The sequence below is a fragment of the Thioalkalivibrio sp. AKL8 genome (assembly GCF_000380525.1).
Taxonomy (GTDB): Bacteria; Pseudomonadota; Gammaproteobacteria; order Ectothiorhodospirales; family Ectothiorhodospiraceae; genus Thioalkalivibrio; species Thioalkalivibrio versutus.
Genome location: NZ_AQYF01000014.1, coordinates 72,077 through 90,414 on the forward strand (window position 1 = coordinate 72,077; position 18,338 = coordinate 90,414).

Consider the following 18,338-nt stretch of genomic DNA (forward strand, 5'->3'; position numbering starts at 1 on the left):
CGACGCAGCGGCTACTTTTCGCGCAGGGCGTCTTTCATCCGATAGAGGGCATCCAGGGCCTCGCGAGGGGACATGTCGTCCGGATCCAGCGTGTCGAACAGGGCCTTCAGGGCGCGTGCCTCCGCTTCGTACGGCTCGGGTTCGGGTACGGCCACGTTGGCCGGGTCGGGCTTGGGCGTGAACAGCCCCAGTTGCGGCGAGTCGCTCTCGGCGGCGCGGTCCTCGAGCTCGCGCAGGTGCTGGCGCGCGAGCTTCAGGACATCGGCCGGTACCCCGGCCAGTTGCGCTACCTGCAGGCCGTAACTCTGATTGGCCGGCCCCTCGCGGACCTGGTGCAGGAACACGATGCTGTGCTCGTGTTCCATGGCATCGGTATGCACGTTGGCGACCGCGGGCTCGCGTTCGGCCAGCGCCGTCAGCTCGAAGTAGTGCGTGGCGAACAGGGTCAGGGCGCGATTGTGGCGCGCCAGGCGCTCGGCGCAGGCGAGCGCCAGGGCGAGGCCGTCGAAGGTGCTGGTGCCGCGGCCAATCTCGTCCATTAGCACCAGGCTCTCGGGGCCCGCGTTGTGCAGGATGTTGGCGGCCTCGGTCATTTCCACCATGAAGGTGGAGCGCCCGGAGGTCAGGTCGTCGGAGGCCCCGATGCGGGTGAAGATCCGGTCCACCGGCCCGATCTGTGCACGCGCGGCCGGAACGAAGCTGCCCATGCAGGCCAGCAGCACGATCAGCGCGGTCTGGCGCATGTAGGTGGACTTGCCGCCCATGTTGGGGCCGGTGATCACCAGCAGGCGGCGCTCTTCGGGATCCAGCTCGGTGTCGTTGGCGACGAAGGGCGCATCCAGGCCGGCCTCCACCACCGGGTGGCGACCCTGTTCGATGCGGATGCCGGGGTTCTCCACCAGTTCCGGGCAGTGCCAGTCCAGGCGCCTGGCCCGCTCGGCCAGACAGGCCAGGGCATCCAGTTCGGCCAGCGCGTCCGCAATCACGCGCAGACGCGGGGCGCGACCCTGGAGCTCGGCGATCAGGCCGTCGAACAGGGCGCGCTCGCGGGCCATGGCCTGCTCGCGGGCGGAGAGGATTTCGTCCTCGAAGCGCTTGAGTTCCTCGGTGGTGTAGCGCTCGGCGTTCTTCAGCGTCTGGCGGCGCATGAAGCGCCCGGGCAGCTCCGCCGAGCGCGTGCGCGAGACCTCGATGTAGTAGCCGTGCACGCGGTTGTAGGCGACCTTGAGCGTGGGGATGCCGGTGGCCTCGCGCTCGCGCGCCTCGATCTCGCGCAGGAACGAGTCGGCATCATTCTCCAGTGCGCGCAGGCGATCCAGTTCGGCATCGAAGCCGGCGCGGATCATGCCGCCGTCGGTGACGCGCAGCGGTGGCTCCTCGACCAGCGCGGCGGCCAGGGTCGCGCTCAGCTCGTCTTCCGGGGCCAGGGCGTCGTACAGCGCCTGCAGGGAGGCCGCGCTGGCGGCCAGCGGGGTCAGGACCTGGTGCAGGGGCGGCAGGCGTTCGAGGCTCGCGAGCAGGGCGGTCAGGTCGCGCGGCCGTGCGCTGCCGAGGACGATACGCGACAGGATGCGTTCGACATCCGCGCTGCCGGCCAGGGCCTCGCGCAGGGGCGCGGTGGCCCCCGACTCCAGAAGTCCGGTGATCGCGGTCTGGCGCTCGCGGATGATGGCGCGGTCGCGCAGTGGCTGGTGCAGCCACTGCAGCAGCCGGCGCGAACCCATCGCCGAGCGGGTGGTGTCCAGCAGGGCCAGCAGGGATCCGTGGCGTTCGCCGCCCAGGGTGCGGGTCAGCTCCAGGTTGCGGCGGGTGGCCGGGTCCAGCACCAGCATCTGGCTGCGCAGCTCGTGCGCCAGGCCGGTGATGTGCGCGAGATCCCCGCGATGGCGGTTCTGCACGTAGGCGAGCAGGGCGCCGGCCGCGGCGATGCCGAGATCCAGGCCGTCGCAGCCAAAGCCGGAGAGGTCCCGGGTGCCAAAGTGCGTGGTCAGGACCCGGCGGGCGGAGACACCGTCGAAATGCCAGTCGGCGTGGCGCTGCGGGGCGAAGCCCTCGATCCCGGGGATGGGCGCGGCCTGGTCGGGGATCAGGCATTCCACCGGGTCCAGCCGTGCCAGCTCGGCGGCCAGTTCGGTCGCGTCGCGCACCTCCAGCAGGCGGAACTGGCCGGAGGCGAACTCCAGGCTGGCAATCCCGTAGCCCTCCTTGCGGCCCTTGATCGCGGCCGAGCCGGCGGGGCACACCGCGACCATCCGGTTGATGCTGCGGGCCTCCAGCAGGGCCTCTTCGGTGACCGTACCGGGGGTGACAATGCGCACGACCTCGCGCTTGACCGGGCCCTTCTGTTCTCCGACAGCGCCGGTCTGCTCGCAGATGGCCACGCTCTCGCCCAGCTTCAGCAGGCGCGCGAGATAGCTCTCCAGCGTGTGCACCGGGATCCCGGCCATGGGGATCGGCTGTCCGGCCGATTCGCCACGCCGGGTCAGGGTGATATCGAGCAGTCCCGCGGCGCGCTCGGCGTCATCATGGAACAGCTCGTAGAAATCACCCATGCGGTAGAGCAGCAGCGTATCCGGGTACTCGGCCTTGATACCGAGGTACTGCTGCATCATCGGGGTGTGTGCGGAAAGTGGCGTCTTGTCAGTCACTTGTTAGCGGCTGTCCAAAAAATCGGGATTTGCAATCAGACATTTGTCCAATGCTCGGTGGTTCGCCGCGCACGGTATCACGCGCGCGGCGGCATCGGTTGGCACCCCCCCCGGTGCTCCCGTGCGGGCTCCGTACCCCAACGAGAAACGCCCCGGCCTCTCAGGGGGAGAAGGCACGGGGCGCCGAGCACACAGGGGGGTGGTGCTCTTCAGTCACGCTATCCGGCGCACATCAGGACCGCAAGCAGGCCAACTAACGTTCCACACCCCTGCTTATAACGCCCTCGTAACGCCCTCGAGTAGCGGGGTAGACACTCGCGCGGCTGGCATCGTTGTGTGGTGCGGTCTGCCGCCGATTTGCCCGGCTAATGCGACATCGAATCGGCGTATGGGCGGCGGTGCTCATCGGTTCGCCGGCGCTCGATCCGGGCAGACGCGCAGTATACGGATGCAGTGCTCGACATGGCAGGTGGGTCAGGTGCGGCAGTTGTGCCACACTCGGGACAGCGTAAGCGACGCGATGTCAGGGAGGAGGCGAGCATGATCGGGGAAGAGGATCGGCGCGATCACCGGCGGATGCAGGTCAGCACGGCGGCGCGCGTCACCTGGCGCTCCAGTGGCGAGTCCATCAGCGTGCAGTTGGAGGACCTCTCCGCCATGGGTTGCGCCTTTGTGGCGCAGCGCGAGACCGATGCCGGTGTGGGCATTACGGTCTCGGTGCCAAGCCCGGACGGTCGCCTGGAGGGTCTTGAGCGCCACGGCCGCGTGGTGCGCTGCGCCCCCGTCGAGGGCGCATCCGGCAACGGCTGGCGGGTTGCGGTCGCCTTCGATCCGGAGGGATGATCGCGCCATGACGGCAGAATCGAGCACCACCCTCCTGACCCTCCGCGAGTCCGACGCCCCGAGCCTGTCGGCCCTGGTTTATGACCTGAGCGAGCGCCTGATGGCGAAGGGCGAACGCCTGTGCACCGTGGAATCCTGCACCGGCGGCGGCATCGCGCAGGCGATGACGGATATCCCGGGTAGCTCGCAGTGGTTCGAATGCGGCTGGGTGGCGTACTCGAACGCCGCCAAGACCGCGATGGTTGGCGTGCCGCCCGAGTTGATCGAGCAACACGGCGCCGTCAGCGAGGCGGTGGCCCGTGCAATGGTCGAGGGTGGGCTGGCCCGCAGCGGGGCGAATCACGCGCTCTCGGTCACCGGAATCGCCGGGCCCGGGGGCGGGACCGACGCCAAGCCGGTCGGCACGGTTTGCTTCGGTTGGCAACAGCGAGGCCAGGATGCCCGTGTCGAGACCTGCCATTTCGATGGCGAACGCCACGAGGTCCGCCTGCAGTCCATGCTGCATGCCCTGGGCGAGCTGCTGGCGCACTAGGGAAACCCTGATCAAGGGACCCGTTCGCGCGCGAGTCGATCTTGCGTGCGAACAAGGCGCGGTGACCGCCGTGCAGTCACTCGGCACAAGGGAGTCGTAACGCCTGCGGGCCGCGCCTGGAGTCTCCTGGGCACACGGGCCCCGCCAATGAAAACGCCCCGGCCTCTGGAGGCACGGGGCGTCGAGCACACAGGGGAGGAGGTGCTCGCAGGAAACGCTATTCGTCCCCTTTGATCCTCGCAAGCCAACTGGCTCACAGACCCCGAATTTCGTCCTGAACCCCGCGCCGGAACGTGTGCGGGGCCACGCCTGGGTGGGCCGCGTTCGGGGCGGGGGTGCCCGATTGCGCGGGTGTGTGCCGGCGTCCGTTCCGCAGCGTCGGGGTTGCATGGCCGCCGGGATCGCGGTCGGGGATACCGCTCCGGGATTAACGCAGTCACAGAACCGGGCAGGCGAACCGGGGCGACGCGGTATACGGTATATGTTGTGCATACGGAGGTCGTATGCCCCGGAACGCGCGGAGTATGCCGGGCGGGGCGGGATCGCAAGTCGACGGCGGGCGGGTTCGCGGACAGGTAGATCATGAGAAGGATCGACGGATGCAACAAGTGCCGCCGGACGTGGCGGCTCGCGTTTCTTGGGATCGCCCTGTTGTTGTGGTTGGTGGCCGGTCCACTGGCCGGGGCGGACGCGGATCCGGAGTCATCCTCGCCGGTGGTGGTCAGCCCGGCGGAAGTGGCGGCCCTGGAGACCGATCTGGCCGTTTTCCGCGACCGTCTCCCCGAGCTTCTGGAAGCCGTGGATACCCAGCCAGCGGAGGAGTGGCTGGAGGCCAGTCCGCTGGACGAGCTCGAGGCGCGCAGCGCTGACGAGGACCGGGCGGAAGCGGAACGGGCACTGTGGGAGGAGGCCCGCGAGTACGAGCAGGCGGCCGTGGAGCGAGTGCGGGGAGCGCTGGACCGTGCGACCACCGCCCGGGAGGTGCCGGAGCGTCTGGGCGAGTTGGAACAGGGTCTGGACGGGGTCGGGGCATTCCCGGCCGGGCTGGGCGAAGAGGTCTCGATCCGCCGCATCGAGGATGAGCTGGAACGGGTGGGGCGCGACCGCGAGCGACTGGAAGCGGAACTCGATGACCAGCGCATCCTGCACGCGCAACTGGAAGAGCAGGCGGAGGTTCAGGCGGAGACCCTGGAACGCCTGCGCCGGGAGCGTCAGGAGCTGGAGGACGGGCCACAGCCGCTGCCCGAGGAGGTCGAATGGACGGAGGCTCACGCAGCCGTGCAGGAGGCCCGGGCGCGACAGGCGGATGCTCGCCTGCTTGCGGCGCAGCTGGATGCCGTTTCGCTGCCGCCGCGGATGCAGGCGCGGGGCCTGCTGATCCGCGGTCTGGAGTTGGAGGCGCGCTGGCAGAGTGTCCTGCAGAGTCGGCTGGAGGTCCGGTTGACCGAACTGTCCAGCGAGGAACTGCAGGAACTGCGGGCGGAGCTGCGTACCCTGCTGGAGCGTCAGCCGGAAGCGCAGCTGCACCATGCGGAGGAAATCGAGGAACTGCATGCGGCGTTCGACCGCATCGCAGAGGCCCAGGCACAGACCCGCACCCTGCAGTATGAGCGTGACCGGCTGGTCCGGGTCGAGCGCGAACTGGCGCAATCCCTGTCCCATGTCCACGAACGTCTGGAGATCAGTGGTCTGACCGAGGCGCTGGGTGGGGTCTTCCTGGAGGAGCAGCGACGCCTGCGCGATCTTGACCAGGTCCGTTTCCAGCTACGTGATCTGGAGCGGGAGCTGGCGCAGTCGCAGTTACGGACCATCAGCTTGCGCGAGCGTCTGGCTGTGCTGCCGGCGGACCCGGTGGCGGAATGGGAACCCGCGGCCCGTGCGGCCTTGCGCGAGCTTCGCCGCCAGACCCTGAATGCGGAGCTGCATGCCGAGGAGGCGCGGACCGAACAACTGCGCCAGGCCGACCTGCGGCTGCGTGCGGTCGTCGATCTGGTGGCGGAGCTCGACCGGATCCTGCAAGAAGCGTTGCTCTGGTGGCCAAGCCATTCCCCGGTCGGGGTCGCGTGGTTCGAGCGGGCGCCGGCCGCGACCCTGGCGCTGGTGGACCCCGCCGCCTGGGCGGAGTTGCGGGAGACATTCCTGCGCCAGACGCTGCACCGGCCATGGTTCATCGGGTTCATTCTGCTGGTGGCGGGGTTGCTGTATCTCGCCGGGCGCAATGTCCACCGGCATCTGGAGCGTCTCGCCGAAACGACCCGTCACCGCTACACGGACAGTATTGCGGTCACCGTCCGGGCCCTGGGGTGGAGTCTGCTGCGCGTTTTACCCGTGCCGTTTCTGCTGCTGACTCTCTCATTCCAGTTGCATGCGGTCCCGGAGCCGGGTTTTGCAGTGGAGGTCCTGTCCCTGGCACTGATCACGGTTTCGGTGTGGTGGATGGCGGGCCACCTCCTGCTGCTCTTCATCAGCCGCCATGGGGTCGGGACCGTGCATTTCGGCTGGCCCGAGCCATTGCTGACGCGTCTGTATCGTCACCTGCACTGGTTTCTTCCGGTGCAGACCCTGCTGTTCCTGTTCGTGGCCCTGGCCTTCGGGCACCCGAGCGACGAGGTATTCGATCTTTATGGCCGTTTGGCACTCCTGGCGGTCATCGTGAATTTTGCGATGGTGGCCTGGCTGCTTCTGGCGCCGGTCCCGGACGGTTCGAAAGGCGGCTCGCTGGACGAGCGCCGCCGGTTATTGCTGCGGGGGCTCGTGATCGTGATGGTGGTGGGCCTGGCGGCCCTTGCCCTGGCCGGTTATCTGTACACCGTGGCCGAGCTCCTGCGGCATCTGATCGGGACGGTGCTGGTGCTGATTGTTGTCGGTCTTGGTTACAGCCTGGCGGCCCGGTGGCTCGTCCTGGGAGAGATGCGGCTCGCGCTGCTCCGGAACCGTGAGCGGCGCGAGCAGGAGGCGGTCACCGAGGGCGGCAGCGGCGGCGAAACTGGGCTGGACGTCCCCGAGCCGCAGCTGAGCATGGAGGACGTCAATCTGCAAAGCCGCACGCTGCTGCGGGTGGCGGCGCTGGGCGGCACGGTAGTGGGACTGTTGTGGGTGTGGTCGGACATCCTGCCGGCCCTGGCCTGGCTGGACGGGATCACACTGTGGTCGCGCACGATCGAGATCGGCGAGAGCGAGATCCTCACCAGCGTGTCCCTCCAGGATCTGTTGCTGGCCGGGTTTCTGGGGCTGCTGTTTCTGTTGTCCGCGCGCAACTTGCCGGGGCTGGTGGAGATCCTGCTGTCGCGCAGCACGCAGATGGATGCGCCCGGGCGCTACACGTTCACCATGCTCCTGCGCTATCTGCTGGCCGTGGTGGCGGTTATCGTGGTGTTTTCGCTTCTGGGCCTGCGCTGGAGCGAGATCCAGTGGCTGGTGGCGGCGCTGACCGTCGGTCTGGGTTTTGGTCTGCAGGAGGTCGTGGCCAACTTCGTTGCCGGGCTGATCGTGTTGCTGGAGCGCCCGGTCCGGGTGGGCGATACCATCACCGTTGGCGAATACAGCGGGACGGTATCGAAGATCCGGGGCCGTGCTACCACGATCGTCGACTGGGACAACCGGGAGATCGTCGTTCCCAACAAGACGTTCATCTCCGACCATCTGATCAACTGGACTCTGAGCGACACCACCACGCGGCTGGTGATCCCGGTGGGGGTCAGCTATGCGTCCGATGTCGATCTTGTCCGGGAGACCCTTCTGGAGGTGGCCCACGAAGACCCGCACGTCCTGGAGGATCCCGAATCGGTGGTGTATTTCCTCCGGTTTGGCGATAACGCGCTGAATTTCGAACTGCGGGTGTTCGTCTGCCAGATGGCGGACCGGCTGGTCACGCTGAGCGGGCTCCACACCGCGATCATCAAGCGCTTCCGCGAACAGGGGATCGAGATCGCTTTTCCGCAGATGGACGTTCACCTGCACGACGACGAAACCCGGAGGCGTCGTGCCGTGCCCCCGGTGGCGGGTCCCGACGAACCCGGCAACCCCATGGATCGGTGACGGGTGCCCGGTTCGTTGGCCCGGGGCCGTGACCCGGGCCAACCCAAGCGTCCCGCCCGCGGGCCAGGCGGCGTGGCTCCCGCGCCGCGGGTGTCTTGGGCAAGTCCTTTGTCCCTGCACGATCACGGGTTGGGTCACTCCCCGCCCTGTGGGATACTGCGGCCCCGTATCCGCCCCGTCTTGGGCAACGGGTCGGAAACCATCGCAGCAAGTATCGGGAGGCATACCGTGGACGACAATCGCAAGAAGGCCCTGACCGCCGCACTCGGGCAGATCGAACGCCAATTCGGCAAGGGCGCGGTCATGCGCATGGGCGATCAGGAGGCGGTGGACGTCCCCGCGATCTCCACGGGCTCCCTGGCACTGGATATCGCGCTTGGCATCGGCGGTGTGCCGCGCGGGCGTGTGGTCGAGATCTACGGGCCGGAATCCTCGGGCAAGACGACCCTGACACTGCAGGTGATCGCCGAGGCGCAAAAGGCCGGCGGTACGGCTGCGTTTGTCGACGCCGAACACGCACTGGACCCGACCTACGCCGAGAAGCTGGGTGTGAACGTGGACGACCTGCTGGTCTCGCAGCCGGATACCGGCGAGCAGGCCCTGGAGATCTCCGACATGCTGGTGCGTTCCGGCGCGATCGACGTCGTGGTCGTCGACTCCGTGGCTGCGCTCACGCCCAAGGCCGAGATCGAGGGCGAGATGGGCGACTCCCACGTCGGCCTGCAGGCGCGGCTGATGTCGCAGGCCCTGCGCAAGCTGACCGCCAACATCAAGCGTTCCAACACGCTGGTCATCTTCATCAACCAGATCCGCATGAAGATCGGCGTGATGTTCGGCAGCCCCGAGACCACCACCGGCGGCAACGCGCTCAAGTTCTACTCCTCCGTGCGCATGGACATCCGCCGCATCGGCGCGATCAAGAAGGGCGACGAGGTCATCGGCAACGAGACCCGTGTGAAGGTCGTGAAGAACAAGATGGCGCCCCCATTCCGCGAGGCCTATTTCGAGATCCTTTACGGCGAGGGCATCTCCCGCGTTGGCGAGATCATCGAGATGGGCGTAAAGGAAGGCCTGATCGACAAGGCCGGCGCCTGGTACAGCTACAACGGCGAGCGCATCGGCCAGGGCAAGGAAAACGCCCGCCAGTACCTGAAGGACAACCCGCACATCGCCGAGGAAGTCGAAAAGACGCTGCGCGAACGCCTGCTGCCCAAGCGCAACAAGGCCACGGTAGAGGACGTGCCGGTCGATGCCCCGGTCGAGGAGCAAGGCTGACCCGGCCGACCCCGAGGCTGCGCTTGAGGTGGGCCTGCGATTGCTGGTTCGGCGTGAACACTCCGGTCTGGAGCTGGCGCGCAAGCTCGGTGAGCGCGGCTTCGAACGGGATGCCGTGGACGCCGCGCTGGAGCGTGCGCGCGAGCTCGACTATCTGAGCGATACCCGTTACGCGGACTTCATGGCCCGCCACCGTACCGAGCAGGGTTACGGCGAACAGCGCATCCGCGCCGAATTGGCCCACAACGGCATCGGCAACGACACCGTGAACGCCGCCATCGATGCCCTGGAGATCGACTGGATCGACCAGGCTCGTGGCCAGCTCGAACGCCACTTCCGCCACCCGCCCGAGACCCGCGAGGACGAGGCCCGCTATCTTCGCCACCTCGCGGGTCGCGGATTCCCCGGCGGTGTCGCCCACCAGGCCCTCGCCGCCTGGAAAGACGAGCCCTGAGACCCAGTGTCATTGCGAGGAGCTCCGCGACGAAGCAATCCGTGTCCATGGCCACCGGATCCGGCGGCGGGGCATGTCCCAAACGATCGCTCCGGCCCCTTTTGGGGGCCTCGCAATGACTAGGAAGATGGCCGGAAGACGGGCCCGGCAATACGCGGGTGGGGCGCTTGCGTGATAGCATTCCGGGTTTGACCCTATTGCTATCGGAACCGCATGAAAAGCGCCGACATTCGCCGGAGTTTCCTCGAATTCTTTGAAGGGCACGGACACACGATCGTGCCGTCCAGCCCGCTAGTGCCCGGCAACGACCCCACGTTGCTGTTCACCAACGCGGGCATGGTGCAGTTCAAGGATGTGTTTCTCGGGCGCGAGAAGCGCCCGTACACCCGGGCCGTGTCCAGCCAGCGCTGCGTGCGCGCCGGCGGCAAGCACAACGATCTCGAGAATGTCGGCTACACCGCGCGGCACCACACCTTCTTCGAGATGCTGGGCAATTTCAGTTTCGGTGACTACTTCAAGCGCGACGCGATCCACTACTGCTGGCAGTTCCTGACCGACACCATCGGCCTGCCGCCGGAAAAGCTGTGGGTCACGGTCTACGAGACCGACGACGATGCCTACAAGGTCTGGGCCGACGAGATCAAGGTCCCGGCCGAACGCATCATCCGCATCGGCGACGACCCTGACGGCGGTTCCGACAACTTCTGGCAGATGGGCGAAACCGGCCCCTGCGGCCCCTGCACCGAGGTCTTCTACGACCACGGGCCGGAGGTCGCGGGTGGCCCGCCCGGTTCGCCGGACGAGGATGGCGATCGCTACATCGAGATCTGGAACCTGGTGTTCATGCAGTACGACCGCGATGCGGACGGCACGCTGAACCCGCTACCGCGCCCGTCCGTGGATACCGGCATGGGCCTGGAACGCCTGGCGGCTGTGCTGCAGGGTGTGCATTCCAACTACCAGATCGATCTGTTCCAGGACCTGATCGCGGCCGCCGCACGGGTAACCGGTGCGACGAAGAAGGATTCCGCCTCGCTGCGCGTGATCGCGGATCACATTCGCTCCATCGCCTTCCTGATTACCGACGGCGTGCTGCCGTCGAACGAGGGGCGTGGCTACGTGCTGCGCCGCATCATCCGCCGCGCCGCGCGCCACGGCTTCAAGGTCGGCGCGCAGGACGCCTTCCTCTACCAGACCGTGGGCGACCTGGTGCGCGCGATGGGCGAGGCCTTCCCGGAGCTGGCCGAGGCGCAGGCCCAGGTCGAGAAGGTCCTGGAAAAGGAAGAGCGCAAGTTCCTGGAGACCCTGGACAAGGGCATGAAGATCCTGGAAGAGGACCTGCGCGATCTCGAGGGCAAGGTGATCCCCGGCGAGACCATCTTCCTGCTCTACGACACCTACGGCTTTCCGGTGGACCTGACCGGCGACATTGCGCGCGAGCGCGAGCTGGAGTTGGACATGGAGGGCTTCGAGTCCGCCATGGCCGGCCAGCGTGCACGGGCCCGTGCGGCCAGCCACTTCTCGATGGACGACGGCGGCCTGCCGCAGGTCGATGTCGCGACCGAATTCTCCGGCTACGAGACCGTGGACGACGAGGGCCGCGTGCTGGCGCTGTACCAGAATGGCGAGGCCGTCGATCGCCTGGAAGTCGGTGCCGAGGGGCTGGTGGTACTGGACCGCACGCCGTTCTATGGCGAGTCCGGCGGCCAGGTGGGCGATGTCGGAACGCTTAGCGGTTCCGGCGTGCGCTTCCAGGTCTCCGACACCCGCAAGCAGGGTGCGGCGCACATCCACGTAGGCCAGGTCCGTGCTGGCACACTGGAGCGCGGCCAGACCCTGCAGGCCGCGGTGGAAGGCCCCCGCCGCGAGAACATCCGCCGCCACCACTCGGCCACTCATCTCCTGCACAAGGCGCTGCGCGATCAGCTGGGCGACCACGTGCAACAGAAGGGATCGCTGGTGGACCCGGATCGTTTGCGCTTCGACTTCACCCATATGGAACCGCTGACCGACGAACAGCTGCGCTCCATCGAGGCCCAGGTGAACGCCGAAATCCTGGCCAACGAGGCCACCGATACCAACGTCATGGACATCGACTCCGCGATGGAGTCCGGCGCGGTCGCGCTGTTCGGCGAGAAGTACGGTGATCGCGTACGCGTGCTGAAGATCGGCACCTCGGTGGAGCTGTGCGGTGGCACGCACGTGGATCGCACCGGCGACATCGGGTTGTTCCGCATTACCTCCGAGGGCGGGGTGGCCGCGGGCATCCGACGTATCGAGGCGGTTGCCGGCGAGGTCGCCCTGCGCTGGGTGGACGAGCAGATCGGCCACCTGGACGCGATCGCCGATCGCCTGCGCGCCGGGCGCGGCGAGGCGGCCGACAAGGTTGCCCAGCTGCAGGAGCGCACCCGCGAGCTGGAGAAGCAGGTCACGCAGCTGAAGGGCAAGCTGGCCAGCCAGGCCGGCGACGACCTCGGCTCGCAGGCCAAGGATGTCGACGGCATCCAGGTGCTGGCCGCCAAGGTCGAGGGCGTGGAGCCCAAGGCCCTGCGCGACATGGTCGACCAGCTCAAGCAGAAGCTCGGCAAGGCTGTGGTGGTGCTGGGCACCGCGACAGGCGAGGGCAAGGTCAGCCTGGTGGCAGGTGTGACCAAGGCCGAGACCGGCCAGTTCAAGGCTGGGGATCTGGTGGGCCATGTTGCTACGCAGGTCGACGGCAAGGGCGGCGGCCGTCCGGACATGGCGATGGCCGGCGGCCAGAGCCCGGACAAGCTGGACGCGGCCCTGGCCTCGGTGGAGGCCTGGGTGCGCGAACGCGCCTGATCGATCGTCCATCCCCGTCATCGCGAGGCGCGTAGCGCCGCGGCGATCTCCGCGGGCAGCCCCGGTGCCGGAGGGTTCGGCGGGATCCGATGGTTTTGGACGGAGGCTGCCACGGCCCCGGCGGGGCCTCGCAATGACGGGGCCCTGCACGGGGTTCGCCGGGGCGGTGGGCTTTAATGCGGCGGCCAGTTGGTGTTTAATGCCCGCTTCTTAAGTAAACGCTAATGGATGGGGTGCGCCCTGTCCGGACGGTCGCAAGGACCGGGCACGGAACGGAATCTTGAAATGGCGTTGCTGGTACTCAAATTTGGCGGCACCTCGGTGGGCTCGCCCGAACGCATCCAGGCGGTGGCGGAACGCGCGCTGAAGCTGCGCGAGGAAGGCCATCAGCTGGTGATCGTGGTCTCCGCGATGAGCGGCGAGACCGACCGCCTGCTGGGCCTGGCGCACGCACTGAATCCGCGCGCGGACGGTCGCGAGCTGGATGTGCTGCTGTCCACCGGGGAGCAGGTCACCATCGCGCTGCTGTCGATGGCGCTGGAGGCGCGGGGCTGCGATGCGCGTTCCTATACCGGGGCGCAGGTGACCATCCGCACCGACAGCGCGCACAACAAGGCGCGCATCCGTAGCATCGACGATGCCCGGGTGCGCGGCGATCTCGACGCCGGGCGCGTGGTGGTCGTGGCGGGCTTCCAGGGCGTGGACGAGGACGGCGCGATCACCACCCTGGGCCGCGGCGGATCGGATACCACTGCGGTGGCGCTGGCCGCGGCGCTGAAGGCCGACGAGTGCCGGATCTACACCGATGTCGACGGCGTCTACACCACCGACCCGCGGTTGGTGCCGCATGCCCGCCGGTTGCAGAGCATCACCTTCGAGGAGATGCTGGAGATGGCCAGCCTGGGCTCCAAGGTGCTGCAGATCCGCGCGGTGGAATTTGCCGGCAAGTACAACGTCCCTTTACGAGTGCTGTCCTCGTTCGAGGAAGGCCCGGGAACCCTGATTACCACGGAGGAGGATGCGCAAGTGGAACAGGCGCTGGTTGCGGGTATCGCGTTCAATCAGAACGAGGCCCAGCTGACGGTTCAGGGCGTCCCCGATCAGCCGGGGGTCGCGCATCGCATCCTCGGCCCGATCGCGGACGCCAATATCGAGGTGGACATGATCGTGCAGAACGTCGGGGCGGATAATTCCACCGACTTCACGTTCACCGTCCATCGCAATGACTACGACAAGGCCCTGGAGATCCTGCAGGCGGCCGCGAAGGCGTTGGGCGCCCGCGAGGTTTCCGGGGATACGCACATCGTGAAGATCTCGGTGGTCGGGGTCGGTATGCGTTCGCACGCGGGCATCGCCAGCAAGATGTTCGAGGCCCTGTCGCGCGAAACCATCAACATCCGGATGATCTCCACCTCGGAGATCAAGATCTCCGTGGTCGTAGATGAGAAGTACCTCGAACTTGCAGTGCGTGCATTGCACGATGCGTTTGAACTCGAACAGACCCCAGTCGGTCAACAGGAGGACGGTTAAGGATGACAGACCGTAAAACGGTTACCGGACGACCGACTCCGTCCGACACAGGCACTGCGGAGAAGAGCATGCTCATTTTGACTCGGCGTGTGGGCGAGACCCTCATGATCGGCGATGATGTGTCCGTCACCGTCCTGGGGGTCAAGGGCAATCAAGTCCGCATCGGCATCAACGCACCCCAGGACGTCGCGGTCCATCGCGAGGAAATCTTTCAGCGCATTCAGCGTGAAGCGAACGTCGCCAGTGGTGAGGGCGGCGGCGAGAACTCCAGTGGCGGTGGTACTGGGGCGGGTGGTGCCGCGGCAGGCGCACGCGACGACTGAACCTCCCGTAAGGAAAGCGAAAGGCCCGGAGGCTGCGATCAGCCTTCCGGGCCTTTCATTTGAAGGCCCAAGGCCTTATCCTGTGCCGCGTTTCCGGAGAGTTGGCCGAGTGGTCGAAGGCGCTCCCCTGCTAAGGGAGTATGGGTCAAAAGCCCATCGAGGGTTCGAATCCCTCACTCTCCGCCAAATCCTGCGAAGGGGCCCGAGTGGCCCCTTTCGCATGTCTGGCCCCCGAGATTTCCGGGATTCGAACCCGAGATACAAGTAAGAACGATGGTTCGACCGGTGGCGCGTAGCGACACCGGAACGCCGCAGCGTAGCGTAGGCGGCCCGAAGGGCGACCGGCGCAGCCGGGCGTAATCCTCACTCTCCGTCAAATCCTGCGAAGGGGCCCGAGTGGCCCCTTTCGCACGTCTGGCCCCGGCGTTCGTCCCCCAGCCCGTCCCCCATTGCTTCGTGATCCGAACCTGTTTGTGCGGCCACCGAAAGTCGGGTGCCGGTGTGTCGGGCACGTTTCGCTGCGAGGTCCCGTCGCCGGCCTTAGCTCCGGCCGAGCGGTTTCGCGAGCTCGAGGCGCGGCCAGCGGGCCGGCAGTTGTCCCGGGGCATGGGTGACGAGGATGCACTGACGGTCCTGCAGCCAGGGCAGCAGTCGTTCCACCACTCGTTGTTGCGTGGGGGTATCCAGACCGGAAAACGGCTCGTCGAGCAGGACGACCGGCCGGTCCTGAAGGACGACCGCCGCCAGGGCGAGACGGCGGCGCTGACCGCCGGAGAGGGACGCGCCGCCCTCGCCGATGCGGTAGTCCAGACCTTCGTCGGTGCCGCGCACGGCCTCGGCGAGATCGACCTGTTCCAGAGCCTCCCACAGTGCGGCATCACTCAACGACCTGTGCGCCGGGGACAGGATGCTTCGGAGAGTCGTGTCCGGCAGTTGCAGGCCCTGGGGCAGGTAGCTGATGTGGCGGTAGCGGGCATCGGTCGGGATTCTTGCCAGATCGTCGTGGCCGAGCGCTACGGTACCGGCCAGGGGCGGGAGTTCGCCGGCGAGGGTGTCCAGCAGCGTGCTCTTGCCGTGCCCGCTCGCCCCGCTGATCACCAGGGGATAGCCACGCGCGGGTTCGAGGTCCAGGGGGCCGAGCAACGGGCGCTCGTGGCGAAAGCCAATGGTCAGGCCCTGTGCGTGTAGCGCCGGGGCCTCGTCAGGCGGGGTCGGGTCCACGTACTCGGCGGGTGCGGGGGTATGGGTGGGGGCCGCCTCCAGATGCTGCACCCGCCCGGCGGCCTCCAGGCTCTCTCCGGCACGCCACCATGCCCCGGGCAGGCTGCCCAGGACCTCGCCCAGGCCCAGGGTCATCAGCGGCAGCAGCACCGCGACCGGCGCGCTCAGTACCCCGTCGCGATACCAGCCCAGTGCCAGCACCAGCATCAGCAGGGCGGAGGCGCCGACCACGGCCTGCACGATCTGCTCGGAGCCGACCCCGAACGCCTCCTGCGTCCGTTGCCGGAGCGCGTAGGCGTCGTTTCCCCGGCGCAGGCGGGCCTCGTGCTCGCGGGCACGGTCGTAGGCCAGCAACTCGGCCAGGCCGCCAATGAAGTCAAACAGTCCAACGCGCTCGCCGGCCCGGGCCTGCACCAGCGCGTGGCTGCGGCGCTGCCCGGCAAGGGCGAGCACGGCGGAGACCGCGAGCGTCGCGACACCGGAGGTGGCGAGTACGACCGCGGCGGGCCAGGGTGCCAGCCAGACGGCGATACCCAGCGTGACCACCAGGCTGAGTGCCGCCGCGATCATGGGGCCGACCACCCGCAGGGGCATCGCATCGAGGGTGTCGATGTCGCCGGTCAGGCGGGTCTGCAGGTCGCCGCTGCGGTAGGCGCGAATGCGTTCCATGGGCAGCGCGGCGAGGCCGCGAAAGCTGCGTCCGCGCAGGTCGGCCAGGCTGCGCAGCACCGCCTCGTGGCTGACCAGGCGTTCGAAGTAACGCGCCAGGGTGCGACTGATCGCGGCGGTACGGATGCCGCCGGAGGGCACGTAGAGGTCGAGTGTGGCCAGCAGGCCCGCGCCGGCCAGGGCGGTGGCGGTAATGAACCAGCCGGACAATGCCAGCAGGGCGATGCCGGCGATCCAGGTCAGCGCCAGCAGTCCCCAGGCACCCCAGTACCAGCCCCGGCGCTGGCGGAATACGCGGTGCAGAAAGGCCAGTTCCGCGCGGGTTCCGTTACGCATGGCGCGCCCCCGGTGTCGCGGGCGCCAGGTCCAGGCGTTGCGGGCAGCGTTTGTGGATGGCGGCATGATGACTCGCGATCACCAGCGTCAGGCCACGGGCCTCGGCCAGCCGAAACAGCGTGTCGAGCAGGGCCTGTTCGGTGTCCGGGTCGAGTGCACTGGTGGGTTCGTCGAGCAGCCAGAGCCGATGCCCCGAGAGCAGGGCGCGCGCCACCGCGACCCGCTGGGCCTGACCGCCTGAGAGCCCGTGCCGGGCCTCGCCGATGGCGGTATCCAGGCCGTCAGGGAGCTCCGGTGCATCTACGGGCAGCCCGGCCTGCTCCAGCGCCGTGGCCATCTCCGCATCGGCGATCGTTGCATGGCGGGCGAGCTGCAGGTTCTCGCGCAGGCTGCCGTGGAACAGATGGGCGTCCTGGTCGATCCAGGCGAAGTGCCGGGCCAGAGGATGGCGCCGGACGCGGCCTTCGGCGGGTGGCAGGAAACCGGCACACACCGCGAGCAGGGTGGACTTGCCGCTGCCACTGGGCCCGGTCAGCGCGAGATGCGCCCCGGTTTGAATCTCGAGGTCGAGAGCCTTCAGGATCGGCGTGCGCTGACCCGGGTAGTGCACCGTGACGCCCTCGAGTTGCAGCCAGGGGCCGGTCACGTCCTCGCTATTGAATTCGGTGGCCTCGGCCAACGCCTCGGGGCCGGTGGGTGATGCAAGCGCGGGGGCGAGGCTCTCCGCCGCCGCCAGGGCGCCGGCGCGGTCATGGTAGCTCTGGGCGAACTGGCGCAGCGGCAGGAAGTACTCCGGCGCCAGCAGCAGGACGAACAACCCGGTGAACAGGGTGATGTCGCCGGCCGGGCCGTAGTCGATGGCGCCGAACAGGGCGAAGCCGATGTAGATCGCGACCATGCCGATCGCGACCGCGCTAAAGAATTCCATGATCGCCGAGGACAGGAACGCGACCCGCAGGGTGCGCATGGTCAGGCGCCGTTGCTGGTGGCTGCGCTCGACGACCTCCGTCTCGGTCGCGGCGATGGCACGGGCCCGGCGCAGCCAGTCCAAGGTGCGGATACGGTCGAGAAAGTGCCCCGCCAGGCGGTTCTCCTCCTCCTGCTGACGCCGGTGGATCTGTTCCGCGCCCATGCCGACGATCGCCATGAACGCCGGGATCAGCGGAGCGGCGAGCAGCAACAGGAGGGCGGCGAGCCAGTCCAGCCAGAGTGCCGCGACCAGGATGGCCAGCGGCGTCAGGATGACGGCCTGGCGCGCCGGCAGGTAACGGGCGTAGTAGCCGGTCAGGTCATCCACCCGCGTCTGGAACTGCTCCGCCCAGGCGCCCGCGGTGGTCTGCCCGGCCAGCCGCGCTGGTCCAGCCTGCCGGGCCTGGCGCAGGAGATCGGCGCGCAGCTCCTGCTTCACCGCAAAGGCGAGCCGGTGTCCGGCCAGATCCCGCAGGGCCTGGGCGGCATAGCGCAGGGCGAGCAACCCGAGGCCCGCGAGCAGGATGCCCGGGAGGTACGGGGCCTCGGGGGCGAACAGGGTGCCGTGGACCGCCCAGGCCACGAGCCCCGCCAGGGCAATGGTGGCCAATGTCGCCACCAGCGTGCTGGTGGCACTTAGCACAAGCCAGCGGCGGTGCGGCCGCTGGCGCGCGCGC

11 protein-coding genes and 1 tRNA gene are annotated in these 18,338 nt (G+C 68.0%); 9 read left to right on the forward strand and 3 right to left on the reverse strand.

Features of this window, described 5'->3' with window-relative positions:
- Positions 1–11 precede the first annotated feature (11 nt).
- Positions 12–2,609: a DNA mismatch repair protein MutS gene (mutS, locus tag G335_RS0113360; RefSeq protein WP_018177049.1), complete on the reverse strand. Its 2,598-nt coding sequence runs from the start codon at positions 2,607–2,609 to the stop codon at positions 12–14.
- Between the two features lie 579 nt (positions 2,610–3,188).
- Between mutS and G335_RS0113365 the strand changes: the two genes are divergently transcribed.
- The 9 genes from G335_RS0113365 (at position 3,189) to G335_RS0113405 (ending at position 14,652) form a co-directional block, all read left to right on the forward strand.
- Positions 3,189–3,491, forward strand: a complete 303-nt coding sequence (locus G335_RS0113365) for a PilZ domain-containing protein (protein ID WP_018144308.1) — start codon at positions 3,189–3,191, stop codon at positions 3,489–3,491.
- 7 nt (positions 3,492–3,498) lie between these two features.
- Positions 3,499–4,023: a CinA family protein gene (locus G335_RS0113370; RefSeq protein ID WP_018177050.1), complete on the forward strand. Its 525-nt coding sequence runs from the start codon at positions 3,499–3,501 to the stop codon at positions 4,021–4,023.
- Between the two features lie 717 nt (positions 4,024–4,740).
- Positions 4,741–8,061, forward strand: a complete 3,321-nt coding sequence (locus G335_RS0113375) for a mechanosensitive ion channel domain-containing protein (RefSeq protein ID WP_026304850.1) — start codon at positions 4,741–4,743, stop codon at positions 8,059–8,061.
- A gap of 228 nt (positions 8,062–8,289) precedes the next feature.
- Positions 8,290–9,336: a recombinase RecA gene (recA, locus tag G335_RS0113380; protein WP_018144305.1), complete on the forward strand. Its 1,047-nt coding sequence runs from the start codon at positions 8,290–8,292 to the stop codon at positions 9,334–9,336.
- Positions 9,311–9,790, forward strand: coding sequence for a regulatory protein RecX (locus tag G335_RS0113385; RefSeq protein ID WP_026313031.1), 480 nt, complete (start codon positions 9,311–9,313; stop codon positions 9,788–9,790). The genes recA and G335_RS0113385 overlap by 26 nt, the downstream gene beginning before the upstream one ends.
- 213 nt (positions 9,791–10,003) lie before the next feature.
- Positions 10,004–12,613, forward strand: a complete 2,610-nt coding sequence (gene alaS / locus G335_RS0113390) for an alanine--tRNA ligase (RefSeq protein WP_018177052.1) — start codon at positions 10,004–10,006, stop codon at positions 12,611–12,613.
- A 285-nt stretch (positions 12,614–12,898) separates the two neighbouring features.
- Positions 12,899–14,143, forward strand: coding sequence for an aspartate kinase (locus G335_RS0113395; RefSeq protein WP_018177053.1), 1,245 nt, complete (start codon positions 12,899–12,901; stop codon positions 14,141–14,143).
- 68 nt (positions 14,144–14,211) lie between these two features.
- Positions 14,212–14,466 (forward strand): carbon storage regulator CsrA, encoded by a 255-nt coding sequence (gene csrA, locus G335_RS0113400; protein ID WP_018144301.1) that lies wholly within the window; start codon positions 14,212–14,214, stop codon positions 14,464–14,466.
- A gap of 95 nt (positions 14,467–14,561) precedes the next feature.
- A tRNA-Ser gene (locus G335_RS0113405) sits at positions 14,562–14,652 on the forward strand.
- Between the two features lie 354 nt (positions 14,653–15,006).
- Here G335_RS0113405 and cydC read toward each other — a convergent pair.
- Both cydC and cydD read right to left on the reverse strand, forming a co-directional pair.
- Positions 15,007–16,692 (reverse strand): thiol reductant ABC exporter subunit CydC, encoded by a 1,686-nt coding sequence (cydC, locus tag G335_RS0113410; protein WP_026304851.1) that lies wholly within the window; start codon positions 16,690–16,692, stop codon positions 15,007–15,009.
- On the reverse strand, positions 16,685–18,304 hold the full coding sequence (gene cydD, locus G335_RS0113415; RefSeq protein WP_026304852.1) for a thiol reductant ABC exporter subunit CydD: 1,620 nt from the start codon (positions 18,302–18,304) through the stop codon (positions 16,685–16,687). The genes cydC and cydD overlap by 8 nt, the downstream gene beginning before the upstream one ends.
- Positions 18,305–18,338 lie beyond the last annotated feature (34 nt).

What these genes read in the sequence shown, in the direction of transcription:
- G335_RS0113370 (WP_018177050.1), top strand. Translation starts at nt 3,499, where the DNA reads ATGACGGCAGAATCGAGCACCACCCTCCTGACCCTCCGCGAGTCCGAC.
- G335_RS0113395 (WP_018177053.1), top strand. Translation starts at nt 12,899, where the DNA reads ATGGCGTTGCTGGTACTCAAATTTGGCGGCACCTCGGTGGGCTCGCCC.
- G335_RS0113365 (WP_018144308.1), top strand. Translation starts at nt 3,189, where the DNA reads ATGATCGGGGAAGAGGATCGGCGCGATCACCGGCGGATGCAGGTCAGC.
- alaS (WP_018177052.1), top strand. Translation starts at nt 10,004, where the DNA reads ATGAAAAGCGCCGACATTCGCCGGAGTTTCCTCGAATTCTTTGAAGGG.
- csrA (WP_018144301.1), top strand. Translation starts at nt 14,212, where the DNA reads ATGCTCATTTTGACTCGGCGTGTGGGCGAGACCCTCATGATCGGCGAT.
- G335_RS0113385 (WP_026313031.1), top strand. Translation starts at nt 9,311, where the DNA reads ATGCCCCGGTCGAGGAGCAAGGCTGACCCGGCCGACCCCGAGGCTGCG.
- mutS (WP_018177049.1), bottom strand. Translation starts at nt 2,609, where the DNA reads ATGCAGCAGTACCTCGGTATCAAGGCCGAGTACCCGGATACGCTGCTG.
- cydC (WP_026304851.1), bottom strand. Translation starts at nt 16,692, where the DNA reads ATGCGTAACGGAACCCGCGCGGAACTGGCCTTTCTGCACCGCGTATTC.